Origin of the sequence: Ascidiaceihabitans donghaensis (genome assembly GCF_900302465.1) — a bacterium.
Taxonomy (GTDB): domain Bacteria; phylum Pseudomonadota; class Alphaproteobacteria; order Rhodobacterales; family Rhodobacteraceae; genus Ascidiaceihabitans; species Ascidiaceihabitans donghaensis.
The window spans coordinates 2,228,265-2,254,362 of sequence record NZ_OMOR01000001.1; the positions used below are offsets into that span (position 1 = coordinate 2,228,265).

General features: G+C 54.2%; 21 protein-coding genes. 9 read left to right on the top strand and 12 right to left on the bottom strand.

The features are described 5' to 3' along the window. The first annotated feature begins 35 nt into the window (after positions 1 to 35). Positions 36 to 785 (top strand): methyl-accepting chemotaxis protein, encoded by a 750-nt coding sequence (locus tag ASD8599_RS20500; protein WP_108828599.1) that lies wholly within the window; start codon positions 36 to 38, stop codon positions 783 to 785. A 316-nt stretch (positions 786 to 1,101) separates the two neighbouring features. Further along, a complete protein-coding gene (locus ASD8599_RS11125; protein ID WP_108828600.1) occupies positions 1,102 to 2,853 on the top strand; it encodes an acetolactate synthase 3 large subunit in 1,752 nt (583 codons plus the stop codon). Positions 2,854 to 2,908: 55 nt separating this feature from the next. Here the strand turns inward: ASD8599_RS11125 and ASD8599_RS11130 are convergent, their stop codons facing one another. Then, positions 2,909 to 4,963, bottom strand: coding sequence for an ATP-binding protein (locus ASD8599_RS11130; protein ID WP_108828601.1), 2,055 nt, complete (start codon positions 4,961 to 4,963; stop codon positions 2,909 to 2,911). A 142-nt stretch (positions 4,964 to 5,105) separates the two neighbouring features. Between ASD8599_RS11130 and ilvN the strand changes: the two genes are divergently transcribed. After that, positions 5,106 to 5,666 (top strand): acetolactate synthase small subunit, encoded by a 561-nt coding sequence (gene ilvN / locus ASD8599_RS11135; RefSeq protein WP_108828602.1) that lies wholly within the window; start codon positions 5,106 to 5,108, stop codon positions 5,664 to 5,666. A gap of 4 nt (positions 5,667 to 5,670) precedes the next feature. On the opposite strand, the gene ASD8599_RS11140 is transcribed toward ilvN, so the two are convergent. Continuing rightward, positions 5,671 to 6,003 (bottom strand): hypothetical protein, encoded by a 333-nt coding sequence (locus tag ASD8599_RS11140; RefSeq protein ID WP_108828603.1) that lies wholly within the window; start codon positions 6,001 to 6,003, stop codon positions 5,671 to 5,673. Positions 6,004 to 6,236: 233 nt separating this feature from the next. On the opposite strand from ASD8599_RS11140, the gene ASD8599_RS11145 reads away from it, so the two are divergent. From ASD8599_RS11145 to ASD8599_RS11155, 3 genes are all read left to right on the top strand, one after another. After that, positions 6,237 to 7,034: a helix-turn-helix domain-containing protein gene (locus tag ASD8599_RS11145; protein WP_245926010.1), complete on the top strand. Its 798-nt coding sequence runs from the start codon at positions 6,237 to 6,239 to the stop codon at positions 7,032 to 7,034. A gap of 105 nt (positions 7,035 to 7,139) precedes the next feature. Beyond that, positions 7,140 to 8,291: an aromatic ring-hydroxylating oxygenase subunit alpha gene (locus ASD8599_RS11150; protein WP_108830138.1), complete on the top strand. Its 1,152-nt coding sequence runs from the start codon at positions 7,140 to 7,142 to the stop codon at positions 8,289 to 8,291. Beyond that, positions 8,288 to 8,503, top strand: a complete 216-nt coding sequence (locus ASD8599_RS11155; RefSeq protein ID WP_108828604.1) for a hypothetical protein — start codon at positions 8,288 to 8,290, stop codon at positions 8,501 to 8,503. Before ASD8599_RS11150 ends, ASD8599_RS11155 begins: the two co-directional genes overlap by 4 nt. Before the next feature lie 27 nt (positions 8,504 to 8,530). On the opposite strand, the gene ASD8599_RS11160 is transcribed toward ASD8599_RS11155, so the two are convergent. The 6 genes from ASD8599_RS11160 to ASD8599_RS11185 all read right to left on the bottom strand — a co-directional run bounded on the left by ASD8599_RS11160 (position 8,531) and on the right by ASD8599_RS11185 (position 17,178). After that, positions 8,531 to 9,346, bottom strand: a complete 816-nt coding sequence (locus tag ASD8599_RS11160; protein ID WP_245926011.1) for a DUF2189 domain-containing protein — start codon at positions 9,344 to 9,346, stop codon at positions 8,531 to 8,533. 1 nt (position 9,347) lies between these two features. Further along, the gene (locus ASD8599_RS11165) at positions 9,348 to 10,775 is read right to left on the bottom strand and encodes an amidase (protein WP_108828605.1); all 1,428 of its coding nucleotides are present in this window, start codon (positions 10,773 to 10,775) and stop codon (positions 9,348 to 9,350) included. Positions 10,776 to 10,878: 103 nt separating this feature from the next. Beyond that, on the bottom strand, positions 10,879 to 12,003 hold the full coding sequence (gene prfB, locus ASD8599_RS11170; RefSeq protein ID WP_108828606.1) for a peptide chain release factor 2: 1,125 nt from the start codon (positions 12,001 to 12,003) through the stop codon (positions 10,879 to 10,881). Between the two features lie 89 nt (positions 12,004 to 12,092). Beyond that, entirely contained in the window at positions 12,093 to 14,645 is a 2,553-nt protein-coding gene (locus tag ASD8599_RS11175) for a penicillin-binding protein 1A (RefSeq protein ID WP_108828607.1), read from the bottom strand. 116 nt (positions 14,646 to 14,761) lie between these two features. Beyond that, positions 14,762 to 15,976 (bottom strand): N-acetylmuramoyl-L-alanine amidase, encoded by a 1,215-nt coding sequence (locus ASD8599_RS11180; protein WP_181364470.1) that lies wholly within the window; start codon positions 15,974 to 15,976, stop codon positions 14,762 to 14,764. A gap of 50 nt (positions 15,977 to 16,026) precedes the next feature. Then, positions 16,027 to 17,178, bottom strand: a complete 1,152-nt coding sequence (locus ASD8599_RS11185; RefSeq protein ID WP_108828608.1) for a pyridoxal phosphate-dependent aminotransferase — start codon at positions 17,176 to 17,178, stop codon at positions 16,027 to 16,029. Between ASD8599_RS11185 and ASD8599_RS11190 the strand changes: the two genes are divergently transcribed. Both ASD8599_RS11190 and ASD8599_RS11195 read left to right on the top strand, forming a co-directional pair. After that, positions 17,177 to 18,562, top strand: coding sequence for a M48 family metalloprotease (locus ASD8599_RS11190; RefSeq protein ID WP_422664750.1), 1,386 nt, complete (start codon positions 17,177 to 17,179; stop codon positions 18,560 to 18,562). The genes ASD8599_RS11185 and ASD8599_RS11190 overlap by 2 nt on opposite strands. 4 nt (positions 18,563 to 18,566) lie before the next feature. Continuing rightward, positions 18,567 to 19,316, top strand: coding sequence for a DsbA family protein (locus ASD8599_RS11195; protein ID WP_108828609.1), 750 nt, complete (start codon positions 18,567 to 18,569; stop codon positions 19,314 to 19,316). 33 nt (positions 19,317 to 19,349) lie between these two features. Here ASD8599_RS11195 and ASD8599_RS11200 read toward each other — a convergent pair whose 3' ends face one another. The 4 genes from ASD8599_RS11200 to hemA form a co-directional block, all read right to left on the bottom strand. Then, positions 19,350 to 20,636: an ATP-binding protein gene (locus ASD8599_RS11200; protein ID WP_146188215.1), complete on the bottom strand. Its 1,287-nt coding sequence runs from the start codon at positions 20,634 to 20,636 to the stop codon at positions 19,350 to 19,352. A gap of 45 nt (positions 20,637 to 20,681) precedes the next feature. After that, on the bottom strand, positions 20,682 to 21,809 hold the full coding sequence (gene ispG / locus ASD8599_RS11205; RefSeq protein ID WP_108828611.1) for a flavodoxin-dependent (E)-4-hydroxy-3-methylbut-2-enyl-diphosphate synthase: 1,128 nt from the start codon (positions 21,807 to 21,809) through the stop codon (positions 20,682 to 20,684). Positions 21,810 to 21,885: 76 nt separating this feature from the next. Next, positions 21,886 to 23,121 carry a helix-turn-helix domain-containing protein gene (locus ASD8599_RS11210; RefSeq protein ID WP_108828612.1) on the bottom strand — a complete coding sequence of 412 codons (1,236 nt, stop codon included), beginning with the start codon at positions 23,119 to 23,121 and terminating at the stop codon, positions 21,886 to 21,888. A 135-nt stretch (positions 23,122 to 23,256) separates the two neighbouring features. Further along, positions 23,257 to 24,480, bottom strand: coding sequence for a 5-aminolevulinate synthase (hemA, locus tag ASD8599_RS11215; RefSeq protein WP_108830142.1), 1,224 nt, complete (start codon positions 24,478 to 24,480; stop codon positions 23,257 to 23,259). Positions 24,481 to 24,720: 240 nt separating this feature from the next. Here hemA and ASD8599_RS11220 point away from each other — a divergent pair, with 240 nt between their 5' ends. Then, positions 24,721 to 26,097, top strand: coding sequence for a M20/M25/M40 family metallo-hydrolase (locus ASD8599_RS11220; RefSeq protein ID WP_108828613.1), 1,377 nt, complete (start codon positions 24,721 to 24,723; stop codon positions 26,095 to 26,097). Position 26,098 lies beyond the last annotated feature (1 nt).

Here is a 26,098-nt window from a genome sequence, read left to right on the forward strand (position 1 = left end):
GGGTTTATTAGCAATTTTTAGCTATCGCCTTTGGAATGAATATCCAAGCTCCGCAAACAGTGCCCCCTCCTAACAACGTATCACGCATTGACGACTTTCCGATGCGCCGTGACGTGATCGACCGCATAGCGACCACGCGGGCGAAGGTTATTCGTGTCGGGCTGACCGGACGCATCATCTATTTGCCCGACCCCATTACAAAACCGTCAGATGCAGAACAAGCTGCGGTATTTGACCTTTTGGCACAGCAAATACGCGAAATAGAAGATGTTAAAGCACTGTTAACTGGAACTTACATCAACGACGACATCCCGAAGGAAATAGCTGATTGGGTGTTCAGACTGGCAAAGACAATGCCCGCAGACGTCGACGGTGTCTTGCATATGCTGGAACTGTCAAAAGTTATCGAAAAAACAGCCGCGCAGCCTCAAAACGCCAAAGCACTTGCGAACGCGCTAAAGGCCCATATGGATTTTGCCCGCAACAAAGGGTTCCACGATATGGTCACACGCCTGTGCAACAGGCTGTGGACCGATCTGGACAGTGCGCGGGAACGAAAGGCCAGCGAAGCCCAAAAATCATCCCGCGCGGTCATGTCCACATTGGGTCGGCTTGAACACATCGGCAAACACGTGCGTCTTGTGTCGCTCAACGCCTCTGTGGAAGCGGCCCGCGCAGGTGACGCAGGGCGCGGGTTGGCTGTGATTGCCACGGAATTCAAATCACTTGCGGAAGAAATCCAGTCTCTTGCCACAAGCGCACGTGCGGAAATCGAGACGAAATAGATCAAGTCAGGCGAAAACCGGCACTCAATTCGCAAAAATGTCGCGCGAAGCGCCCTTGGCGAAATAAAAATACAAAAAATTACACCCCTGCGACACATTTTCCGTCAAGCAGGTGTTGACGCTGCTGTTTACCACACATATTGTCACAAAACGCAACGAAAGGCCCAAAGGGTATGTACGCACTTGTCGTCATTCTAGGAAAACAGCGCATGGGCCGGTAACGGACTTCCCTAAAGGATCCCATGCGCCCCCGCCAGAACGGGGGCTTTTTTTTGCGCAAATGAAAATGACACATCTTTAAACGGAGCACAAAAAGATGACACGCCAAATGACCGGAGCGAAAATGGTTGTTCAAGCCCTGATTGATCAGGGTGTCGACACAGTATTCGGATATCCTGGTGGTGCTGTGCTACCAATTTATGACGAGATTTTTCAGCAAAACTCTATCAAACATATTCTTGTTCGCCATGAACAAGGTGCCGTGCATGCCGCCGAAGGCTATGCGCGATCCACCGGCAAACCCGGCGTTTGCCTTGTGACATCAGGTCCCGGTGCAACGAACGCAGTGACCGGGTTGACCGATGCGCTTTTGGACAGCATTCCGATTGTTGTTCTGACGGGTCAGGTGCCCACATTCATGATCGGCTCTGACGCCTTTCAGGAAGCCGACACCGTTGGCATCACGCGCCCCTGCACCAAACACAATTGGCTGGTCAAAGAGACGGACGCACTGTCCGGCGTGCTGCACGAAGCTTTTCATGTGGCCACCAATGGCCGTCCCGGCCCGGTTTTGGTCGACATCCCGAAAGACGTACAGTTCGCCAACGGCCAATACACCGAAAAGAAACCGTCGGTGTCACATTACCAGCCCAAATTGAAGGGCGACATGGAAGAGATCGAAGAACTGGTCGCCGCGATTGAAAAGGCCAAACGCCCCTTGTTTTACACGGGCGGCGGCGTGATTAACTCTGGCCCCGGTGCCAGCCAGTTGCTGCGCGAACTTGTTGGCGCCACAAACTTCCCCATCACATCGACATTGATGGGCCTTGGCTCATACCCTGCGTCTGGCAACAATTGGCTGGGGATGCTGGGCATGCACGGGCTATACGAAGCCAACATGGCCATGCATGACTGCGATTTGATGATCAACATTGGCGCACGGTTTGACGACCGTATCACCGGATTGATCAGTGCGTTCAGCCCAAAATCCAAAAAGGCCCACATCGATATCGATCCATCGTCCATCAACAAGGTGATCCGCGTCGACATTCCGATTGTGGGTGACGTGGGCCATGTGTTGGAGGACATTCTGAAGGTTTGGAAATCACGCGGTCGCAAAACGAACGTGGACGCTGTTGGCAAATGGTGGGGCCAGATCAACGAATGGCGCAAGGTCGACTGCTTGAAGTTCACGCAAAAGGGCAAAACCATCAAGCCGCAGTACGCATTGCAGCGGCTTGAGGCATTGACCAAGGGTCACGATCGCTACATCACGACCGAAGTGGGCCAACACCAGATGTGGGCTGCACAATATCTGGGCTTTGAAGATCCAAACCGCTGGATGACATCGGGTGGTCTGGGAACAATGGGCTACGGGTTCCCTGCCTCAATCGGCGTGCAAATGGGCCATCCGGAAGCTTTGGTCATCAATGTTGCAGGCGAAGCCAGCTGGTTGATGAACATGCAAGAGCTGGGCACCGCGATGCAATACAATTTGCCGGTCAAACAGTTCATTTTGAACAACGAACGCCTTGGCATGGTGCGCCAGTGGCAGGAGCTTTTGCATGGTGAACGCTATTCGTCCAGCTGGTCGGAAAGCCTGCCCGACTTTGTGAAGTTGGCCGAAGCCTTCGGGGCCAAAGGCATCATTTGTTCAGACCCCGATGATTTGGACGACGCCATCATGGAAATGTTGAACCATGACGGGCCGGTGCTGTTCGATTGTTTGGTCGAAAAACACGAAAACTGCTTCCCGATGATCCCGTCGGGCAAGGCCCACAATGAAATGTTGCTGGGCGAAGCCGACACCCAAGGTGTGATCGACGCAAAAGGCTCTGTTCTGGTTTAATTCAGGCGCACAACAACCGGGGCTGGCGCGCCTGCCCCGGTGCTTAGCTTGGTGCTTAGCTGGCGATACGCAAATGCCGGTCCAGACAGGTCAAAAGGTCATCCAGACGCACAGGTTTGGTCAAAAAGTCATCCATCCCCGCATCTTGCGCCGCTTCTTTGTCTTTATCGAACGCATTGCCCGTCAAGGCCACGATTGGGCAACGCGTCTTCCCATTGTTCTGTTCAAATGACCGGATTGTTACGCTGGCTTCCAGACCGCTCATGACGGGCATGGACAAGTCCATCAAAACCAAATCAAACCGTTCATCCATGTAAATCTCGCACGCCCGTTCACCGTTGTTGGCCGCCACGATGGTAACACCGTTTTTTTCCAACATTCGCCGCACGACCAACTGGTTGGTCTTGTTATCTTCGGCCACCAGGACCCGCACGCCTTCGAAGCATGTATGATCATGTCGTGCCTCAACTTCGGGAGTTTTGAGGCTGGCGGCTGCCTCTTCTAAAGGCATGACCACGCAAAACCGCGACCCCTTTCCCAAACGGGATGTTACAGACAGGGTGCCGCCCATGACTTCTACGATGTTGCGCGTGATGGACAGTCCAAGGCCAGTTCCCTCGAAACCTCGCCGCAAGCCTGCATCGACTTGTTCGAACGGTGTAAAAATATTATCCAGCATTTCTTCGGGGATACCGATGCCTGTGTCAGACACCGCAAATGCAAGAAGCCCGGTTTTCGGGTTTCGCGTCACAGTCAGGGCAACACGTCCTTGCCGCGTAAACTTCACAGCATTGCCAAGCAAATTTAACAAGACCTGACGCAATCGAAATGCATCGCCCATCACATCCGCCGGCACGTCCGGATCGACATGCAGGCTTAAATCCAGCCCGGTAGACTGCGCAAGCGGGTTCAACAACCCGCAAACTTCGTACAACAGGCTGCGCAATTCATAAGGTTCCAGTTTTAGCTCAAGATGCCCAGCTTCTATCTTGGAGAAATCCAGAATGTCCGAAATCAACCCCGTCAAAGCCAAAGCAGAAGACCGGATCGTTTCAATATATTCTTGTTGATCCGTGTCCAATTCGCTTTGCGCGAGCATATCGGCCATGCCGACGATGCCATTCATCGGTGTCCGGATTTCATGGCTCATGGTGGCAAGAAAATTTGACTTGGTGGTCGCAGCCACCTCGGCAGCATCTTTGGCTTCTTGCAGCATCAGATTATGTGCATGTAATTCTGTGACATCTGAATGCACTAGAATGTAGCCACCGTTGCGGCGCATACTCGAGGTCACGGAACAGGTCCGGTTCAAACCGGGAATGTCGATCAATACAGGTCGCATGGCCATGGTTTCTTCCTCGAAGCGCTTGCGCAATACGTCGTCCTTGGACACATGCCCCCGCTCTACCAGTTTGCGGGTGAGATCTTTCACCAATGTTCCCGGCATCACGTCATCATCATCAAGATCAAACAGTTTCCGGTATGCCGGATTCACCATGATGACTTCATTTTCCGGGTCAAACAGCTTGTGCTTGGAGGTCACAATCAACCCTTCCCCCATCGCTTCCAATACCTCGCTGAGAAGTTTGTTGTTGGCCTCCAGCTCTGCGTTGCGGGTGGACAGTTCACGTTCAAGCGCATCTGCACGCGACTTGAGCCCGTAGACCAGACCGGATGTTGCGCCCGCCTTTTCGATTGTGTGCGTGACATGAATGCTGATGCCGTTGAAACCGCGAAACGCACCCTTGTCGTCGAAGACCGGAATAGCACTGTCCATCAAAACCACGCGCGTTCCGTCTTTCATGTTTCGTTCGTAGCATAAGTTGTTAAACGGTCGTTGCGCGCGTAAGGCCGAATAATAGGCATCTATGCCTGCTTCGGTTTTGGCGTCACCATAGATAGGATCCAAGATCGAAATGCCCGTTAAATCGGAATGCGTGGATCCGGTGATCACGCCGACATTGTCGCTGAGATACGTCAAGGTATAGTTTTCATCGACGCTCCAAAACCAGCCAGGCAATGTGTCCAGCATAGGCGCCCAATCGCGGGACAACGCCGCCAGCCCGTCGGGTGCACCAAATGCTTGATCGATCAGATTTTGCAGCAACATCGACTGTCTCTTTCTGTGCTTTTTCCCCTCATATCGCCAAGCTCTTAATCGACAATTATCAAGCTCAAAAAAACAGTGTTTCTCTGGTCATTTGACAGGAACAGCGGTAGGCTTAAACATCGTTTGCGTAAGGAAAAATCCCATGTCCGCTCTGAAGATCAAAAAAGGTGCTTCATCCAAATCCGCATATAACTTGCGGCCCACGTTTTCAGACGTCATTGAACGTCACACGTTGGCGGTCTTGGTCGAAAATGAACCCGGTGTTCTGGCGCGTGTGATTGGGTTGTTTTCAGGACGCGGGTACAACATTGAAAGCCTGACGGTGGCTGAAGTGGACCATCAGGGTCATCTAAGCCGCATCACCATTGTCACCGCCGGCACCCCGCAAGTGATCGAACAGATCAAGGCGCAGCTGGGACGGATCGTGACAGTACACGAAGTACACGATCTGACTGTAGAGGGCCCTTGCGTTGAACGCGAACTGGCCATGTTCAAAGTGGCCAGTACCGGAGATAAACGTGTCGAAGCCCTGCGGCTTGCGGATATTTTCCGGGCCAACGTGGTGGACAGCACGCTTGAAAGCTTTGTTTTTGAAATTACCGGTGCGCCCGAAAAAATTGACGCTTTCGCTGATCTGATGCGCCCCTTGGGGCTTGCTGATGTCGCACGCACCGGTGTTGCCGCCCTGTCACGCGGCGATTAAACGTCTACGCGCCCTGCACGTTGCGTTTGTTTGGTGTAGTTGGTGTCTCAGGCACTGGCCGGAATGGAATAATTTTGGCTGATGCCTGTGATGTGTCCAATCGTTGAGGCGCAGTTTGCGTCTGTGCCGTGTCGTCCTCTAGTATTGTTGCATTGTGCGCCCGTCGCAGGTTCGCCTCGACGTAAAGGTCGAAACGCACAACGTCTCCGACAGCAAAAAACGGTTTGCCCTCGGACAATGAACTCGCATCATCCAAAAATGCCAGATCGCCCTGATCTTCGCACCAGATAACGGCCTGACGATCTACTTCGTCGCTCCAAAGGATGACACCAATCATGAAACTTGCCCTGCTTGTTTCGCAATAGCCATATCTGACTAGATTTTGGAGCCGGTGCACATGGTTAACTCGGTATCGTACTCTTGCAATTTGTGTCCATGTGCGTATCGTGGTGCCGCGCTTGCGCAACGCAGGTGACTCTAATTGGCGTCAACTTATTAACATCAAGTTAATCCGCGCCGTTAACTCGTTAATTGGTATGATCTATTACGTAGGACACAGACGGAGCTAAGATGCCCCCCCACGTTAAAACACCTGCTGAATTGCGCAGTATGTTCGGCTCGAATTTGCGGATTTTATCCCAAAACTACCAATCTGTGTCAGAGTTGTCGCGGCAACTTGGTATCAACCGCACCCAATTCAACAGATACCTTGCGGGGGAAAGCTTCCCGAGACCTGATGTTTTGGCGCGGATATGTGCATTCTTTCATGTAGACGCACGCATGCTTTTGGAACCCGTCGAGACGATCAATTCATTGTCCGACCCAATTTCAGGGCCATTTTTACGCGATTTCGTCGGACGTGGCGCCTATGGCATCCCCGAAGATCTCTTTCCCAGTGGCTTTTTCCGCTTTACGCGCCGCAGCTTTCTGGAAGCTTCGCAATTTGTCGAAGGTTTGGTGTTTGTAAAACGCGAAAACACTGTCACTTACATCCGCGGCTACGAGACGCGCCAAGCCATGCAATCCCAGGGGTTGTCGGCAAAACGCAGTGCCAGCGAATTCCGCGGCCTTGTCATGCAACAAGAAGAAGGCATCGCAGCCCTTATATCGCGGCGCAATTCCATGACCTGTTCATTTAACTACCTTAGCCGCGTTGCATCTTTTGAAAACAACTTCTGGGTTGGTTACGTGGCCCGCACAGTACGCGAAAGCATGTCCGGTGATCGGGCTGTTCGCATGGTGTATGAACATCTGGGGAGCGATTTCTCGACGGCGATGGCGGCGGCGCGGAAATCAGGATATTGTGCCGAAGAAGATCTTATCCCGTTCCACAGACGTTTGTTGGACCCTGCACGCCCCTTTGGTTGACGCCAGCGGGCAATGTCGCATTGGGAAAACTCAAGTCGCGGATGAGCACACAAAGCAATGGCTTCCCTTGTAACGCTGGAACAAGACATCAGCGAGGGGCCAGCCATGACCACCACCGATCTTGACACAGTATGCCAACCCATCGAGCACGCCAATGGCTTGCCAAATGCGCACTACATTGATCCGGACATCTTCGATGAAGAAAAAAACGCCGTTCTGTTTGCGGGCTGGGCGGGTTTGGCTGTGGGCGCAGATGTGCCGGATATCGGTGATGCCGTGCCCATCGACTTTTTGGGCATGCCATTGCTGATGGTGCGCGACAAAAACGGCGCAGTGCGCGTTTTTCAAAACACATGCCGTCACCGCGGCATGATCCTTGTCGATGCCCCCCGCAAAATCGAAGGCGCAATTCGCTGCCCCTATCACAGTTGGTGCTATTCAACGGATGGCCGCCTTGTTTCAACACCGCATGTCGGCGGGCCGGGGCAAAACACACATCCCGACATCGATCGTTCATTATTGGGTTTGGTCGAAATCCGCAGCCACATCTGGATGGATGTCATCTGGATCAATATTTCAGGGGATGCAGCGCCGTTTGAAACTGTAAACGCAGCCCTGATGGAACGCTGGTCAGAGTTTGACACACCAATCCATCATGGTGGTGCCGACAGCCGGTTTCAGCTTGAGATCAATTGCAATTGGAAGTTGGCAGTCGAGAACTATTGCGAAAGCTACCACTTGCCTTGGGTACACCCCGGCCTGAACAGCTATTCCCGCCTTGAAGACCATTACCATATCGAGAAAAAACAAACCTTCGCGGGACAAGGCACATATGTGTACCGCCAATTGAAGGACGATCAAGGGAACAGCTTTCCCGACTTTGACGGGTTGTCACAGACATGGGACACGGCGGCAGAATATATCACGGCCTTTCCAAATGTCCTGTTGGGCGTGCACCGCGACCATGTTTTCTCGATTGTTCTACTGCCGCAAGGTCCCGAAAAAACAATTGAAAACATTCACTTGTACTATGCTTCTGACAAAACAGACGCGGGCTTGCGGGCCCAAAACACGCGCCTTTGGAAAGACGTCTTTGCAGAAGATGTCTTTGTTGTAGAAGGCATGCAGCGCGGACGTCACGCAGTTCACTTCGACGGCGGGCGGTTTTCGCCGGCCATGGACAGCCCCACACATCTGTTTCACGAATGGGTCGCTACCCGGATCCAAACCCATCGCAGCCCCCTTGCGGCAGAATGACAGATTTAAATGCCGCTATGCTGGCGGCACATACAGCATCTGACCAAAACGCTTTGGTGGCTTTGTATACCCAAGCTGCGGATCAGGCTGTTGATCTGGATGCGGCCTGCTTTTTTCTGACACATGCTTATGTGTTTGCCCTGGAACTCGGACACACACAGGCCGAGGCATTGCGGCTTAGGTTGGTCGCGGAAGGCCGCGAACCGGCATAGGTTTGGCCGCCCACCGGAAGCTGTGGCTTATGACTGGGCAGGTCCGTCCAGCAGTGCGGCGTAAACATGCCACGACGCATGGCCCAGCCACGGAAGAACGATCAACAAGCCCAAAAAGCCAGGCAGCAGCGCCAACAGGCAAACCCCCGCAACAAAGATCGCCCATGGCAACATGACCCAAGGATGCGCCATCACGGTTTGAACGCTGGTCAGCATCGCCGTCACATAATCCACCTCACGGTCCAGCAACAACGGCAACCCGATCACGCACATTGAAAACAGAAAAAGCGCAAAACCGGCGCCTACAACTGTGCCCATTCCCAACATCATCACCCCGTCCGGCGTCAAAAACACCGTCAGAGACGAAGAAATATTCGTCATCGGCGCAAGTCCCAGAAACAGCGCAAAGATCATGTGGCCAAGGAAAAACCAAAACAGCAAAACGACGATCATGATGGCACACAGCCAAGGCAGTTGGCGATTGCGCTCTCCCCACATAACGCGCAGCACTGCGCCCACCGACACGCGCTGCCCCGCTGCACGTCTGCGTGACACCTCATAGGTGCCAAAAGCTGCAAAAGGCGCCGCCAACGGAAATCCGAACACCATCAAAATGAGCCAAAACGTGTGACCCGAAGCATAGGTCACCCCCACCATCATCCATCCTGCCAATATGCAGGCCAATGCCGCGAGCAGACCAAACACAGGGGCCGCTTTAAAATCCTGCCACCCCGACACAAGTGCACCGCGTAAAATGGCGATATTGGGCGCATCCATCTCAGGCACCCCATGATTGGCGGGTAAGGTTTCTGGTGATCGTTCCATTTCGGGAGTGTGCGCCATACTATACTGTTATTTCAAGTCTCGGGCGTCGCGCATTTGGCCAATCGGTTGCAAGGTGCCAATTTTGCGCCAAACGCAAAAGCATGGCATCTGACCCACGACGACCGATCAGTTGCAGCCCCATTGGCAGATCATTCGGCCCGCCAAAGCCCACTGGAACATTGACGACGGGCAAACCAAGAAGGCTTGGGGCGATCACAATTTCCATCCAGCGATGATAGGTATCCATTGTTTGCCCCGCGACTGTTTTGGGGTATTCCAATGCCACATCGAATGGCCACACCTGCGCGGACGGGGCAACAATTACATCATATTTATCAAATAGATGCGAAGCAGATTTAAACCAACCAGACCGCACTGCACTGGCGTCATGAATTTCAGTGGCCGACAAGGCCAAACCCTTTTCGATTTCCCACTGTGCAGAAGGTTTCAAGCGCTGGCGTTTCGTCTCGTCCTCGTACAATGCGCGTAACCCCATCGACACATTGAACGCGCGCAACGTGGTCCAGCTGTCCCAGATCGCGTCTGGCGAAAACGGAGGGTTCAGTGCATCCACAACGCAGCCCATATCAGACATTTGGCGCAGCGCGGTTTGCGACAGTTCGTCAATGCCATCCTCAAGCGGGATTGCACCGCCCCAATCCCCCAACCACCCCACACGCAAGCCCGTGACGTCTCCGTCTATGGCAGGCAGGGTCTGGGACAGGGCAATCCCATGGGGTTGACGCGGATCAGGGCCTGCCATCGTATCCAACAGGGCCGCAAGATCTTTTGGGGTTCGCGCCATTGGCCCGTTTGTCGCATTTTGATGCAAGAACGTATCGCCCTGAGGCTCTGATGGCACCAACCCGAATGTTGGTCGCATCCCGTAGACGTTGTTCCAAGCGGCCGGATTGCGCAAGGACCCCATCATATCAGACCCATCCGCCACACAAAGCATACCTGTCGCCAAGGCCACGGCCGCCCCACCTGATGATCCACCAGCCGTTTGCCCCGGGCCGTAGGGATTTCGCGTGGCGCCGAACACGGGATTGAACGTATGGCTTCCAAGACCGAATTCAGGCGTGTTGGTTTTCCCTATGACAATCGCACCAGCGTCTCGCAGACGTGCCACCATAACATCATCTGCCTGTGCCATCTGTCCGGCAAACAAAGGGGACCCCATTGATGTGGGAAACCCTTTTGCATTGGCCAAATCTTTGATCGCAATGGGTATTCCGTGCAGCCAGCCCTTACGTGCGGTTTTATCCGCACTGCGGGCTTCGGCCATCAAAGCATCGCTGTCCCGTAAAGACACGATGGCATTTACGGTCCCATTTACGGCGTCGATACGGTTCAGCGTCGATTGCATTACGTCCGAGGCGCTTACAGTACCATCGGCCAGTTTTTCGGAAAGCGTCAGCGCACTTTGGAAACTTAAATCTGTCATATGTTAAAGGAACGCGAAAAGCTTTGTCAGCGCAAGGCCATTGCAGCCATTGTCGCTGGACAATTGGGTCGTCTCAAACACGGTCCGCCCCAAAGGTTGGAGATCAGTCGCCCTGTGCTTCTGCGCGGCTTTTGCCTGACACGTCCATCGCCAAAGTGGCCCCCATCAACCCGTCCAAATCACCGTCAAGCACCCCTTTGGTGTCCGAGGTCTCAAAGTTCGTGCGCAGGTCTTTGACCATCTGATAGGGCTGCAAAACATAGGACCGGATTTGGTTGCCCCACCCCGCATCGCCCTTGTTTTCATGCATTTCGTTCACCGCAGCATTCCGGCGGTCCAGTTCCATCTGATACAGGCGCGACTTTAACGCTTTCATCGCGATGTCCCGGTTCTGGTGCTGCGATTTTTCGGAACTCGTCACCACGATGCCAGTTGGCGCGTGTGTGATACGCACAGCGGAATCCGTGGTGTTGACGTGCTGTCCGCCCGCCCCCGAGGACCGATAGGTATCGATACGGATATCAGCCGGGTTCACTTCGATTTCAATGTTGTCATCCACAACAGGATACACCCCAACCGAGGTAAAAGAGGTGTGCCGTTTCGCAGCGGAATCGAACGGCGAGATACGCACCAAGCGATGGACGCCGCTTTCCGATTTCATCCAGCCATAGGCGTTTGTTCCACTGATTTTATAAGTCGCGGATTTGATCCCCGCCTCTTCGCCGGCACTTTCAGACTGCAATTCAACCTTGTAGCCTTTCTTTTCGGCCCATCGCACATACATACGCGCCAACATGGATGCCCAGTCACAGGATTCTGTGCCGCCTGCCCCGGAATTGATTTCCAGAAATGTATCATTTCCGTCGGCTTCACCATCCAACAATGCTTCTAGCTCTTTTTGGGCCGCCATCGCTGCAAGCGCTGTCAGTGCCGCTTCTGCATCTGCAACAACTTCTGCGTCTTCTTCCATCTCGCCCAGCTCAATCAAATCGATGTTGTCGGCCAAATCGGTTTTGATGCCTTCATAGGTGTCGATGGCATCCACCAACATCTGACGGTCGCGCATCAGCTTTTGGGCGGCGTCTGGATCATCCCACAGATTGGGGTTTTCGACACGCGCGTTAAATTCTTCCAAGCGATATGGCGCTGTTTCAACATCCAGCCGTTGGCCCAAAAGCTCTAGGGATTTTTCAATCTCGGCTACGGTATTTTGAAGCTCTGCGCGCATCGGATTTAACCTTTAGGTTCAACAGTTAGACCCGCGTGATAGACCACCGCGCGCCCATGGGCAAGCGATGGGCCAAGCGGTGGCGCTTGTTAATACAATCCGCCGGAACTGAGCGTGCCGAAGCTGGCTTTTCCCCCCACCACGGCTTTCTTACCGGTAGAGGTCGTAACCTGCTTGGACGTCCGTTGCACCTCTTCCACCAATGGCAGATCACCGCCCATCGCAAAGCCACCGTCAAAAGACACACCAAAGGTCGGCTCTTCACCGTCTCGGAAGTATTCCGCAACTACGTTAGGGCCAGACGCGCCATCGCCAAGACGTGCGCCGGTGAAGCGATCGATGTTGATAAAGTGTCCCCCAGGCGGGACATCAAACGGGCCACCACCATATTTCTTGGTCGCTTCTTTCATAAACTCCTGAAAGACGGGTCCGCACATGCCGCCCCCCGATGCGCCACGTCCCATAGATCGCGGTTGGTCATACCCGATGTAGCACCCTGCAACGATGTTGCTGGTGAACCCGACAAACCACACATCTTTGGAATCGTTGGTTGTGCCGGTTTTACCTGCCGTCGGCACTGGCAGTTTGACCGCTTTGCGGGCCGTTCCGCGTTCGACAACACCGCGCATCATCGACGTCAACTGGTAGGCCGTGATGGGGTCCATAACCCGTTCGCGGTCTGACAGGATTTGCGGCGCAAACCCCGGATCAAGGCTGGCAATACGGCAGTCATCACAGGTGCGTTCATCGTGACGGTACACAGTTTTGCCATAGCGGTCCTGAACGCGGTCTACCAATGTCGGGCGCACGCGTTCGCCGCCATTGGCAAACATCGCATAAGCCGCAACCATTTGGTAAAGCGTGGTTTCTTCAGATCCCAAAGCGTTTGCCAGAAAACGCCCCAGCTGATCGTAAACACCAAAGCTTTCGGCGTAGGCTGCGACTGTGTCCATGCCCACTTCTTCTGCCAAACGGATCGTCATCAAGTTTCGTGACTGTTCAATCCCGGTGCGCAAAGGTGTCGGCCCGTAAAACTTGTTAGAGGCGTTCTTGGGGCGCCACAGCCCTTGTGGCGTATTGATTTCAATCGGCGCGTCGACCACGATCGTGGCGGGCGTGTACCCGCTATCGAGGGCTGCCGCGTAAACAAACGGTTTGAACGACGACCCCGGCTGGCGTTTGGCTTGGGTCGCACGGTTAAAGACCGAATGTTGGTAGCTGAACCCGCCTTGCATGGAAATCACACGGCCCGTATCGACGTCCATCGCAACAAAACCACCCTGCACTTGCGGAATTTGGCGCAAGGTCCAGCGGATGAATGATCCGTCTGCATCTGCCGTCATGCGGCGCACCAAAACAACATCACCTACGGTGAGCAAATCACCGGCCACGCGGGCTTTCTTCGCCAAAGAACCGTCTTCGCGACGTTTGCGCGCCCATTGCACGTCTTTCGCAGGCACCCAGTGCCCGTCTTCGTCCTCTTCCACACCTTCAATGCCGATACGGGCGTCGTTGTTGCCCACCTCAAGCACCACGGCGGGGTACCACTGGTTTTCCAGGTCAACGTCACGGGCCACTTTGACATCCGCCAGGGCAGCGCGCCACACGGCTTCGTCAGACAAAGCATCTTCCGCGATGAATTTTCCCGTGCCACGCCAAACACCCTGCCCCCGGTCAAAACGCTCAAGCTGTTTGCGCAAGGCGTTGGCGGCAATGGGCTGCATTTCATTATCGATGGTCGCGCGAACACTCAGACCACCGGTGAAAAATTCACCTTCGCCAAAATCACGGGTCAATTGGCGGCGAATTTCATCGGTGAAGTAATCGCGCGGCGGCAGTTCTTTTTTGAAACTGTCAAAGTCACCGTTTTGTACCGAACGCAAAGGTTTGGCCCGTTCGCTTTCATAAACGGTTTCGGAGATATAGCCGTTCTCCATCATCTCTTTCAGCACAAAATTGCGACGCGATGTCAGGCGGTCTTTACGGCGCACCGGATGGTAGTCGGATGGCGCTTTGGGCAAGCTGGCCAGTGTCGCCGCCTCGTGCGGGGCCAATTGGCCGAGGTTCTTGTTGAAATATGTCTGGCTGGCAGCGGCCACGCCGTAGCTGTTTTGACCCAAAAAGATTTCGTTCAGGTACAATTCCAGAATCTGCTCTTTGTCTAGCGTCTCCTCAATACGGCTGGCCAGAATGATTTCCTTGATCTTCCGCTGTGCTTGACGATCACCAGACAGCAAGAAGTTCTTCATCACCTGCTGGGTAATCGTAGACGCCCCGCGCACGTCTCGACCGCGGGATTTAATCGCGTCAATTGCAGCAGCTGCGATGCCGCGCAAATCGTACCCCTCATGGGTGTAGAAATTCTTGTCTTCGGCGGACACAAATGCCTGTTTGATCAAGTCCGGGATCGTGTCGGCGGGGGCAAACAGGCGGCGTTCCTTGGCGAACTCATCAATGATCCGGCCCTGGCCCGAATAAATACGGCTGATTGTGGGCGGTGTATATTGCGCCAGAGATTCGTGGCTGGGCAAGTCCCGTCCATACATCCAGAACACCGCGCCGATGGTCAGGGCCAACATACCCAAACCCATTGTAATCGTTGTGAAAATACCGCCAAAAAACGATAAAATAAATCGGAACATTGTGTCCGCGCCTCTCTGAGGTTCTGCTCTGGGGTCAACCTATACCGGAGCGCGCGATTTTGGTCAAAACACGAAGTGGTATTCAGACGGCTAAAACCCGCCCATTGGCCGATGTTTTACTGGCGGATCAGCGCCCGTTTCGCCAAATCATCCGCCCGCCAATCCAAGATTGATTGCGCCAACGCATTGATCATCCCCTCGCGCCAGACAGGATCACGTAAATTTGCCAGATCGCGGGGGCTGGACAGAAAACCGACCTCAAGCAGAACAGAAGGAATATCAGCGGACTTCAACACAGAAAAACCAGCACGCCGTTGCCGTGTTTTGGCCAGTGGCTTTCCCGCAGCTTCCATACCATCCAACAGTGCTGTGGCCAAAGCGTCGTTGCGCGGATTGGTTTCCTGACGCGCCAAATCAATCAGGACACCGGCCACGGAATCATCGGCCCCGCTTAAATCAACACCGGCGATGATATCAGCGCGATTGTGTTGCGCGGCCAACTGTGCCGACGCGGCATCAGACGCTTCATCTGCAAGTGTATAGACGGTCGCCCCATGGGCTTGACCTTGACTGAGCGCGTCTGCGTGAAGCGACAGGAAAAGGTCGGCTTTTGCACGGTGCGCCATCCCGACGCGCGCGGGCAAAGAAACAAAAACATCTTCGTTGCGGGTCAAATACACATCCGCCTGCCCGGACCGCGCAAGCGTTTCTGCCAAACCACGCGCCATGGTCAGCATCAGGTCCTTTTCATTGATCCCGTCGCGCACCGCCCCCGGATCAACGCCGCCATGCCCCGGATCAATCACAATCACGAAACGATCGTCTGCTTTGGCTGTAATCTGCGGCTCTGTTGTGCTGGCTTCCCAGCGTGCGTCGGCTGGCGCACCGGCCTTGGCCGCAAATTCCTGCTTTGACGCGACTTTCAGCGCGATGCCCAACACAGCTTGCCCTGTTTGTGCATCGACAGGCAATCCAATCTCGCTGGGCAGCATCGGTTCCGCCAGATCAAGCACCAAACGGGACCAGCCCTGTTTGAATGGCCCAAAGCGCACCTGCGTGATCCGCCCGGGTTCCTTTAGAATATCGGACGCCTCAACGCCGGCCCAATTGGCATCTTGGAAATCCACAACCAAACGCGGCGGATCCGCCAGATGGAACACCCGAAACGGCACCCCTTGACTGAGATGCAATGTCAGTTGCGTCTTGCCGAACCATCCATCTTCTATGCTGCTTTTGGTGCCATCCACACGGGCCACAGCACTTAGGCTTTGCGCGGCCGCAGGACCGCACAGCATCGCCAACACGCAAGTTGCCTTCAGAAAGTTCCACATACCGCTCTGCCTCTGTTGGGCGTTTGGCACATCTTACGCCAGATTTTACGTCAAGCGAAGCCCCGACGGACCATAAACGCCTGCAATCTGGCCAAACCTTCCGTGATGTCCTGAGAACTGCGCGCATATGAAAACCGCAAAGTTTTATGACCACGCACCGGGTCAAAATCCAGTCCCGGTGTGACAGCAACCCCTGCTTCGCTTAAGATGTCGGCCGCAAAGCTGCGGCTGTCTTCGGTGAATTCAGAGACATCCGCATAGACATAAAAAGCGCCATCCGGCGGCGCGAATTTTGCAAACCCGGCCTTTGGCAGTCCGTCCAACATAAAGGCGCGGTTGGCTCGGTAAACATCCATGTTCGCTTCAAGCTCATCTTTGGCGTCCATCGCCGCCAATGCAGCGACCTGACTGGCATGCGGCGCACAGATAAACATGTTTTGCGCAATACGTTCTACCACACGCACGTGATCTTCAGGCACAACCATCCAGCCGATGCGCCAGCCGGTCATACTGAAGTACTTTGAAAAAGAATTGATGACGTAACACTCATCCGTGATGCTCAAGGCCGTTACGGCTTTGGCTTCATATTCAATACCGTGGTAAATTTCGTCAGAAATCACCGAGGCCCCTTGGGCTTGCGCACCTTCAATTAGCTTTGTCATCGCAGATGTATCAAGCATTGTGCCGCTTGGATTGGCGGGACTTGCAAAGAGCAAACCCTGCAAATCACTATTTGCAAAGTCACCTGCTGTGGGTTGCAAACGGTTTTCAGAAGATGTTTGCAAATCCACCGGTGTCAGCCCCAAAGCATGTAAAATTTGGCGGTAGCTGGGATACCCCGGTGCCCCGATCCCGACGCGGTCGCCACTGTCAAACAGTGCTGTGAAGGCCAAAATGAATCCGCCGGACGACCCGGACGTGACAACCACGCGGTTCGGATCCAGATCAATACCGTGCCAATCACCATACATCTTTGCAATTCGCTGGCGCAGCGCAGGCAGACCAAGCGCCACAGTATACCCCAAAGGCCCGTCAGCCATCGCCTGCGCCAAAGTGCGCGTTGCTGCCTTGGGCGCACCGGTTCCGGGCTGGCCCACTTCCATATGGATAATATGGCGGCCTTCCGCTTCTGCACGCCGCGCAGCCTCCATAACATCCATCACAATAAAGGGATCGACCTTTGAGCGGGTTGAAACTCTCATGATATTCCTTCCTAGTGTGTCCATGTCCTTTCACAGCGTCCTTGCACACCCGTCAACACCTGCCCGCCTGATTGGTCGGGCAATGGCTTTGTTTTTTGCGATGTGTCTGGCGGTTCTTCCCGCATCCGCCACAAGCCTGCTGCGCGATGCGGACATCGAATACGGCCTAAAGCAAATCGCAACGCCTATTTTGCGGGCCGCGGGGCTAAGCCCGCATAGGGTGAAAATCCTGATTGTGAACGATTCCACGTTGAATGCATTTGTCGTGAACAACAGTGCGATTTTCATCCACTCGGGCCTTATCAACAAAATGACAAACGCCGAAATGCTGCAAGGCGTGATTGCGCATGAGGCGGCCCATATCACAAACGGGCACATCACACGCCGCATCACCAATTTGGGCGCATCACGCACAGCTGCCGGTTTGGGTTTGGCACTGGCCGCCATTGCTGCAGCCGCCGGTGGGGCCGAAGCCGCCACAGGCATCGCGTTGGGGACACAAAGCGCGGCACAACGTGCCTTTTTAAGCCACACGCGCGCCGAAGAAGCATCCGCAGATCAAACCGGCGTACGCTACATGCGCAGCGCAGGCGTCAATCCCAAAGGGCTGTTGGACACTTTGGATATTTTCCGCGGCAAAGAGCTGTTGAGCGCATCACGTCAGGACCCGTATCTGCGCAGCCACCCTTTGTCGCGTGACCGTATTCGTGCTTTGGAAGCCTATGTTGCAGCCAACAAAACCGCGACCAAAGACCAGAATGCCAGCTATTGGTTTGCACGGGTCAAAGGCAAACTTACCGCCTTTCAACGCGCCCCGAAATGGACACTGCGCCGAGCGGGTGAAAGCGGTTACGCGGATGTGAAGCTGATGCGCCAGGCTGTGGCGTACCACCGGACATCCAAAACCAAAAAAGCTGTGAAAACGATCAATCAAGCGATTGCACAACGGCCGAAAGATGCATTTTTGTATGACCTCAAAGGGCAAATCTTGATGGAATCCCGTCAATTTGCAGCAGCCCAAAACGCTTATGCACAGGCCGTACGTCTCGCCCCGCGTGATGCGCTGATCTTGTCGGGATATGGCCGCGCATTGCTGGTGCGGGGCGACATCAACGCTGCACGCACAACATTGGAAAAAGCCAGGTCAATCGATTTTCGGGACGGCATCATGTTGCGCGATTTGTCCGTGGCCTACGCCAAATCAAAACAACCCGGCATGGCCGCTTTGGTGACAGCCGAACGCTATGCCCTGACGGGCCGACTGAAAGACGCAGGTATTCACGCCAAACGCGCATCGGATCTATTGCCGCAAGGCAGTGGCCCTTGGCAACGGGCGCAAGATGTGTTGATTGCCACCAAACGCGCCGCAAAAAAACGGAGATAACCCAATGTCCTTGCACCATACTTTGACCGCAGCCGCCGTTGCAGGGCTTTTTGCCATGCCTGCTGCCGCGCTCGATTTGACCAAAATGTCCGCAGAAGAACGTTCTATTTTCCGCCAAGAGGTTCGCTCCTATTTGATGGACAATCCGGAAGTGATTATGGAAGCGGTCAATGTTCTGGAAGAACGCCAGCAGCAAGCGCAGGTGCAAGCAGATCTGAGCATGGTCACAGACAATGCCGACGAGATTTTCAACGACGGGTTTTCCTATGTTGGCGGCAATCCCGATGGCGATATCACATTGGTTGAGTTTCTGGATTATCGATGCGGGTATTGCAAACGCGCCCATGGCGAAGTGTCCAAGCTGTTGGAAACAGACGGAAACATTCGTCTGATCGTAAAAGAATTTCCTATCCTTGGGGAACAGTCAGTTCTAGCATCGCGGTTTGCTGTGGCCACAAAACAGGTTGCTGGTGGTGAAAGCTACAAGGCCCTGAACGATGCATTGATGACTGTAAACGGGGACGTATCTTTGCCGATGTTGCGCCGCTTGGGCACAACTTTGGGCTTGGACACCGCAGCGATCGAAGCCCGAATGGACAGCGCAGACGTGACGGAGGAAATCACCCGCACACGCGCTTTGGCCCAAAAACTGCGCATTACCGGCACGCCGACCTTTGTTGTGCATGACGAAATGCTGCGCGGCTATCTGCCTTACGACCAGATGATGGAAATGATCAAAGAAAAGCGCGGCTAAGGCCCACCTTTTCCAACGATTTTATAATGGGCGTCAGGACGTGGGGAAAAACGCAGGAAAATTCAACACCACTTGAGTTCCACGTCCGACCTTTGAGGTCAGATGAAGCTGCCCGCCGGACTGTTCGACAAAGCCCTTGGCCATCGACAAGCCAAGTCCGGATCCCTTACCGACCGGTTTGGTCGTGAAATAGGGATCAAACACCTGTGGCAAAATACTCGGTTCAATCCCGGTTCCCTTGTCTGCGATTTTTATGCTGAGCGTGCGGTTTTTTAGCGCATAACTGGGTTCGGCGTGGAACTTTATCGTGCCGCCATCGACCATCGCGTCCCTTGCGTTCAAAATTAGGTTCATCAAAACCGCTTGCAGTTTTGCCAAATCCACATCAATCAACGGGGTATCCTTAGAGATGTGGAATTCCAAATTATGCTTTTCGCCCAATAGCCTCATAATAAGCGGTTTCACATCCTTCACAATCTGATCGATGCTTGCGGGCTCCGGCAACAGTTGTGATTTTCTGGAAAAAGCCAAAAGTTGACCAGTCAAATCAGCCCCACGCCGTGCGGCCCTTTCCGCTTCGCGCAGAAGTTCTTTACGTTCCGCGACCTCTGTTACTTCGCCGTGCAGTTGTAGATTTCCGATAACGACGGTCAACAAGTTATTGAAATCATGGGCAACCCCACCGACCAGCTGGCCAATGGCCCGTTGCCTGTCGGCTTCTTTTTCGCCGCGACGAAGCTGCAACAGCTTCCCACGAAATCTGGCAATCCCGCTGATAGATTGAATGTGATACAAAAAAAGCGCCAAAAACGAAATGCTGAACACAGCCAACGTCGCGCCATCGGTGCCACGCATAAATTCGATCATCAGCATGGCCACCCCCGACAGGAAAATCACACAAATATCCATGATCAAGAAATAGCTCTCCACCGCTCTGGGAGAGATCGCATTCAGCATTGCCGCAAACCACAACATCATACCTAATGACTGCGCGATACGCCCGTCAAAGGACCACAGCAAAACCGCACAGCTGAGAAACATGGCGTGTGTGATCAATGACAATATCAACAAGCCAGCCAGATGCCCTGTGCCAACTTTGCGAGGCGCTTTCGCAATGAGACGGAAATACACCGACAAAGCCACCAGATAGGCTGCCATGATGTACGAAAACAAAGGCGCACTTAACCACCACGACAATTGCAGCGCCAGTGGGATCAATAACGCGATACGCAGCCGCACTTCCATATTCGAAAAACTGTCAATGATTTTGACGCCCGACAAATCGTATCGCCTTCGGTCTTTCACTGCAGTGTTCTTCAAATGATGGCCCAATCCTTGTGGTCTAAGTTGCGGATCGCCCGTCTGTTACTCTGCTGCCGTATCCAGTGCAGCCTGCTCAATTGCGGCGGCTTTGGTTTCGACCTGTTCGACAATATGCTCAATCATTGCGTCATTGCCCAGCTTATGGCTTTGTTTGCCCGCAAGATAGACCATTCCAGCACCGTTGCCGCCGCCCGTAAACCCGACATCTGTCATCAAAGCTTCGCCCGGCCCGTTCACAACGCAGCCGATGATCGACAAAGACATTGGCGTTTTGATATGAGCCAAACGGTCTTCCAAAATCTCAACGGTTTTTATCACGTCAAACCCCTGACGCGCACAAGAAGGGCAACTGATAATGTTCACACCGCGATGCCGCAGTCCCAATGATTTGAGAATTTCATAACCAACCTTCACCTCTTCCACAGGGTCCGCAGACAGCGATACCCGGATCGTGTCGCCGATCCCCATCCACAACAGGTTGCCCAAACCGATGGCAGATTTGATGGTGCCAGATGTCAGCCCCCCTGCTTCTGTAATGCCAAGATGGATCGGTGCATCGGTGGCTTCCGCCAATTGTTGGTAGGCGGCCGCGGCCATGAACACGTCCGAGGCCTTGCAACTGATTTTGAAATTGTGAAAATCGTTGTCTTGCAAGATTTTGATGTGATCCAGACCACTTTCGACCATCGCATCCGGACAAGGTTCGCCGTATTTGTCCAACAAGTGTTTCTCAAGCGATCCTGCGTTGACGCCGATACGGATCGAACAGTTGTGGTCACGCGCGGCTTTGATCACCTCTTTTACACGCTTTTCATCGCCGATGTTGCCGGGATTGATGCGCAGACACGCGGCCCCTGCCTGAGCGGCTTCAATCCCGCGTTTATAGTGAAAATGGATGTCCGCCACCAAAGGCACCGGCGATTCACGTACAATTTCTTTCATCGCTTGGGATGACGCTTCGTCGGGCACTGAAACACGCACAATGTCTGCGCCAGCCTCGGCCGCTGCCTGAATTTGGGCAATCGTCGCCTTGGCATCCGTGGTCAAAGTGTTGGTCATCGTCTGCACAGTGATCGGAGCATCGCCCCCCACAGGCACATTGCCCACCATGATCTGCCGGCTTTTGCGCCGGTAGATATTGCGCCAAGGACGAATGTGGTTCAGCGACATTTCAGTCTCCGCAAGAAGGATAATCTGTAATGTAAGGTAGACAGTTTAGAACAGCGTCACAAGGACCCGCAGCAGATTAGTCCGTGCCGTTTTCGCCTTGCGTCAACTCAAGCGCTTTGGCTTCCGCATACTGTGTCAGCCCTGCGTCAGTTTGCAAATCGGCTGGCACATAGTTTTGTTTCAGCTCGGCCACATCCAGCGGCAGATTGGATGTCACAGACCCGTTAGGTCCCACAGGGCCATAGAATTTATTGTCCATAGCAAAGTAGATCGCACCGCTTTCGCCCGTTCGCAAAGTGGGGGGTTCTTCGGTGGCTGGCGCGTTCCATGTGTCGCCAGCCTGCATGGTGGATTCGAAGATGATGGTGCCATCAGCAGCCCGCACACGCACCCACGATGGGCGCACTGCGACCATTTGCAACGCAGGTGCTGGGCCTTCAACAACCTGCGGCACATTCAAGCTGCCCGCCAAAGAACCGGACGACGCAGTCGCATCATTGATGCCAGCCACGACAACACTGTCAGGCGATGGAGAGGTGAAACTGCCGATTGAGCTGGGATCGATGTTTGCAATGGGCGCATCGCGCGCAATCAAAACCGGAACATCCAACGCCTGAGGCCGGTACAGGCGGTCCAGCGCATCACCGCGCGGATTTTCCGAAAGCTGTGGCGCGGCAGGGTTCACTTCAGCGCTGGGTGCCGTAACGGCATCATCCAGAGGGTCAAGGTCCGCCAAAACGACAGGCGTTTGATCTACCGGGGCCACTTGCACACGTTGCACTTCTTGCAACACAGAGTAGCCACCAAATCCGATGGCCCCGATCAGGGCGATCAGAACAAGCGACGACCCGATGGCGCCCGGTTCAACCCGGTTCCAAATACTTTCACCTGTCGGAATAAAAGGTGTTGCAGGTTTCGCAAAAATATCAGCGCTGCGGCCGCTGTTCAGGCGATCTTCGCGGGACGGTTTTTTGACAACAGAAGCCTCTGCCGACATGCCGTGCGCTACAGAAAATCCGCTCTCGGTGCAAAACACCGCAAAGGCCCGGTCCGGATCCATATCCAGATACCGCGCATATGACCGCACGTAGCCCGCGATAAAACCGGGTGTGTCGAACGCTTCCGGATCACAATTTTCAATGGCAGCGATGTAGCTCGCTTTGATGCGCAGTTCGCGTTGCACGTCCAGCAGGCTTTTGCCCATTGTGGCGCGTTCGCCGCGCATCATGTCGCCAAGGCGCAGTTCGAAATCGTCAAACCCTTTTGGTTCAACGTTTTCTTCAATGATCTTGGGTTGCTTTCGCCCGATCATAGTTGGTGCGCCCCGTCTTCCATATCTGCACTGCTCTTAGGCCTTAAAGTCCGCCATCCCCTAGGCGATTCGACTTTCGACCCGTTGTTAGCAGCACCTTAGCATAGCGCCAATTGAAATGCACCCTGAGGGGAATTATGCCGTTAGTTCGGCACGATTCAGCGCACAATGAGACCATAAACCGTCCATTGCAGTCACAAGCGCATCCATTTCGGACGCACCGTGTACTGGCGAGGGCGTAAAGCGCAACCGTTCCGTGCCACGCGGCACCGTCGGAAAGTTGATGGGCTGCACGTAAATGCCATGATCTTGCAACAACATATCGCTTAGAAGCTGCGTGTGCACAGGGTTGCCGACCATCACAGGTACAATGTGGCTGCCGTGATCAATGATCGGCAATCCAAGACCCTTCAATCGAAGTTTCAGAATTTTGGCTTGTGTCTGTTGTTGTTCACGCAATTCCGGCGCAGTTTTCAAAAACGCAACAGAGGCCGCAGCGCCCGCGGCAACGGCTGGCGGCAACGACGTGGTAAAGATGAAGCCCGGCGCGTAAGATCTTATGGCGTCACACATTTTCTCGGATGCTGCGATGTATCCGCCCATCACGCCGTATGCTTTGGCCAGGGTGCCATTGATAATGTCCAACCGGTGCATCAAGCGATCGCGTTCCGCAACCCCCGCGCCGCGTGGCCCGTACATGCCAACGGCGTGCACTTCGTCAATATACGTCAGTGCCCCGAATTCATCGGCCAAATCGCAGATCGCTTCGATGGGACCAAAATCGCCGTCCATCGAATAAATCGATTCAAAGGCAATGATCTTGGGGGCCGCAGGATCGTCAGCAGCCAGAAGCTCACGCAGGTGCTCCACATCATTGTGCCGGAAAATACGCTTTGCGCCACCGTTGCGACGCACACCTTCGATCATAGAGGCGTGGTTCAAAGCATCAGAGTAGATGATGAGACCCGGAAACAACTTCGGCAAAGTGCTCAGTGTCGCATCGTTGGCGATATAGGCCGAGGTAAACAGCAGCGCGGCTTCCTTGCCATGCAAATCCGCCAGTTCGGCCTCAAGGCGCTTGTGGTACACTGTCGTGCCGGAAATATTGCGCGTCCCGCCCGACCCTGCGCCGGTGGCTTCGATGGCTTCATGCATCGCGTCCAGAACAACAGGATGCTGGCCCATACCCAAATAGTCGTTGCCACACCACACTGTGATGTCTTTTTTGTCGCCCTCTGGCGTTGTCCAAACCGCGTGGGGGAACTGGCCATTCTGGCGTTCAATATCGATAAACGTGCGGTAGCGTCCCTCTTCGTGTAGGCGCCCAATCGCTTCATCTAGCTTTGCAGTATAGTCCAAACCGGTCACTCCGTCGTCTTAAGGTGTTGTAATGACTTTGATAAAAATACGTCTGATTAAATATATGTCATACTTAGAATGAATTTAGATTCTGCGCCAGCACTTCGGCCCCCTAAATTATGCGCACCTTGTCGCATCTGCAAAAACACATGTACGTCATGACGCCGATAGGAAACGGGCTGGACAGTCGGCTTGGCCTGCGTAACGTGGCACCAACACACAATTATCCGGAGCCTCCTCATGTCCCTTGATGCCGTCCTTGCCAAAATCGACACTGATCTGTCTGACGCCACTGAGCGCCTGAAAGAGCTGTTGCGCATCCCGTCAATTTCCACCGACCCCGCCTATGCGCAGCATTGCCAAACGGCTGCCGATTGGCTGGTGGCGGATCTGGCGCGTCTGGGTGTGCCTGCACAAAAGCGTGAAACCCCCGGTCATCCGATGGTTGTGGGCCACATCAACGAAGACAGCGATGGGCCGCATTTGCTGTTTTATGGCCACTATGATGTGCAGCCTGTCGATCCCTTGGACTTGTGGGACAATGATCCGTTTGATCCGCAAGTTGAAGACACTGCCAAAGGTCAGGTCATTCGCGGCCGCGGCTCTGCCGACGACAAGGGGCAATTGATGACGTTTCTGGAAGCCTGCCGCGCCTGGACCCACGTGCATGGCGCCCTGCCCTGCCGCATCACCTTTTTCTTTGAGGGCGAAGAGGAAAGTGGATCACCCAGCCTTGTGCCATTCATGCAGGAAAACGCCGACGAATTGCGGGCCGACATTGCCCTGATCTGCGATACAGGGCTGTTCGAAAGCAAAACACCCGCCATCGTGACCATGCTGCGCGGGCTTTTGGGCGAAGAATTCACCATCCAAGGCCCCGACATCGACCTGCATTCCGGCATGTATGGCGGCATTTCCATCAACCCGATTCGCGTCATGGGCAAGGTTATTGCCGGTTTGCACGACGATGAGGGGCGCATCACCGTTCCGCATTTCTACGACGGTGTGGCAGAGCTTTCCGATGAAATGGAAGCACAGTGGCAAGGCTTGGCCTTTGATCATGCGCATTTTCTGGGCGAAGTGGGGCTGAGCCATCCTGCAGGCGAACAGGACCGCACACCTTTGGAAATGATCTGGTCGCGTCCCACCTGCGAAGTGAACGGAATTTGGGGCGGCTACACCGGTGATGGCTTCAAAACCGTTCTCCCCGCGCAGGCCCATGCCAAAATCAGTTTTCGCCTTGTGGGTGATCAGGACCCTGAAGCCATTCGCGCCAATTTCCGCGCTTATGTGCAAAGCATGCTGCCCGAAGACTGCACCGTGGAGTTCAAGGGCCACAGCTCGGGTGCTGCATCGGCCACAGAAACCACCGATCCGATGTTTGAAAAAGCCCGTCAGGCGCTGTCGACCGAATGGGGGGTGCCTGCGGCTTATGTGGGCTGCGGCGGCTCGATCCCGATTGCAGGCCATTTCCAGAACATTCTGGACACAACGCCCATGCTGATTGGCTTCGGCAAGGACGATGATGCCCTGCATTCCCCAAATGAAAAATACGACGTGGAGAGCTTTCACAAGGGCATCCGCAGTTGGGCACGTATCCTAGATGCGCTGACGTAAA

Excerpts from the sequence above, each read along its gene's own strand:
- ASD8599_RS11185 (WP_108828608.1), bottom strand. The coding sequence starts at position 17,178 with ATGAGAGTTTCAACCCGCTCAAAGGTCGATCCCTTTATTGTGATGGAT.
- ASD8599_RS11160 (WP_245926011.1), bottom strand. The coding sequence starts at position 9,346 with ATGGCGCACACTCCCGAAATGGAACGATCACCAGAAACCTTACCCGCC.
- ASD8599_RS11155 (WP_108828604.1), top strand. The coding sequence starts at position 8,288 with ATGACAGATTTAAATGCCGCTATGCTGGCGGCACATACAGCATCTGAC.
- ASD8599_RS11175 (WP_108828607.1), bottom strand. The coding sequence starts at position 14,645 with ATGTTCCGATTTATTTTATCGTTTTTTGGCGGTATTTTCACAACGATT.
- ASD8599_RS11220 (WP_108828613.1), top strand. The coding sequence starts at position 24,721 with ATGTCCCTTGATGCCGTCCTTGCCAAAATCGACACTGATCTGTCTGAC.
- ispG (WP_108828611.1), bottom strand. The coding sequence starts at position 21,809 with ATGTCGCTGAACCACATTCGTCCTTGGCGCAATATCTACCGGCGCAAA.
- ASD8599_RS11150 (WP_108830138.1), top strand. The coding sequence starts at position 7,140 with ATGACCACCACCGATCTTGACACAGTATGCCAACCCATCGAGCACGCC.
- ASD8599_RS11190 (WP_422664750.1), top strand. The coding sequence starts at position 17,177 with ATGATATTCCTTCCTAGTGTGTCCATGTCCTTTCACAGCGTCCTTGCA.
- ASD8599_RS11195 (WP_108828609.1), top strand. The coding sequence starts at position 18,567 with ATGTCCTTGCACCATACTTTGACCGCAGCCGCCGTTGCAGGGCTTTTT.
- ASD8599_RS11130 (WP_108828601.1), bottom strand. The coding sequence starts at position 4,963 with ATGTTGCTGCAAAATCTGATCGATCAAGCATTTGGTGCACCCGACGGG.
- prfB (WP_108828606.1), bottom strand. The coding sequence starts at position 12,003 with ATGCGCGCAGAGCTTCAAAATACCGTAGCCGAGATTGAAAAATCCCTA.
- ASD8599_RS20500 (WP_108828599.1), top strand. The coding sequence starts at position 36 with ATGAATATCCAAGCTCCGCAAACAGTGCCCCCTCCTAACAACGTATCA.
- ASD8599_RS11125 (WP_108828600.1), top strand. The coding sequence starts at position 1,102 with ATGACACGCCAAATGACCGGAGCGAAAATGGTTGTTCAAGCCCTGATT.
- ASD8599_RS11145 (WP_245926010.1), top strand. The coding sequence starts at position 6,237 with ATGCCCCCCCACGTTAAAACACCTGCTGAATTGCGCAGTATGTTCGGC.
- ASD8599_RS11165 (WP_108828605.1), bottom strand. The coding sequence starts at position 10,775 with ATGACAGATTTAAGTTTCCAAAGTGCGCTGACGCTTTCCGAAAAACTG.
- ilvN (WP_108828602.1), top strand. The coding sequence starts at position 5,106 with ATGTCCGCTCTGAAGATCAAAAAAGGTGCTTCATCCAAATCCGCATAT.
- ASD8599_RS11210 (WP_108828612.1), bottom strand. The coding sequence starts at position 23,121 with ATGATCGGGCGAAAGCAACCCAAGATCATTGAAGAAAACGTTGAACCA.
- ASD8599_RS11140 (WP_108828603.1), bottom strand. The coding sequence starts at position 6,003 with ATGATTGGTGTCATCCTTTGGAGCGACGAAGTAGATCGTCAGGCCGTT.
- ASD8599_RS11180 (WP_181364470.1), bottom strand. The coding sequence starts at position 15,976 with ATGTGGAACTTTCTGAAGGCAACTTGCGTGTTGGCGATGCTGTGCGGT.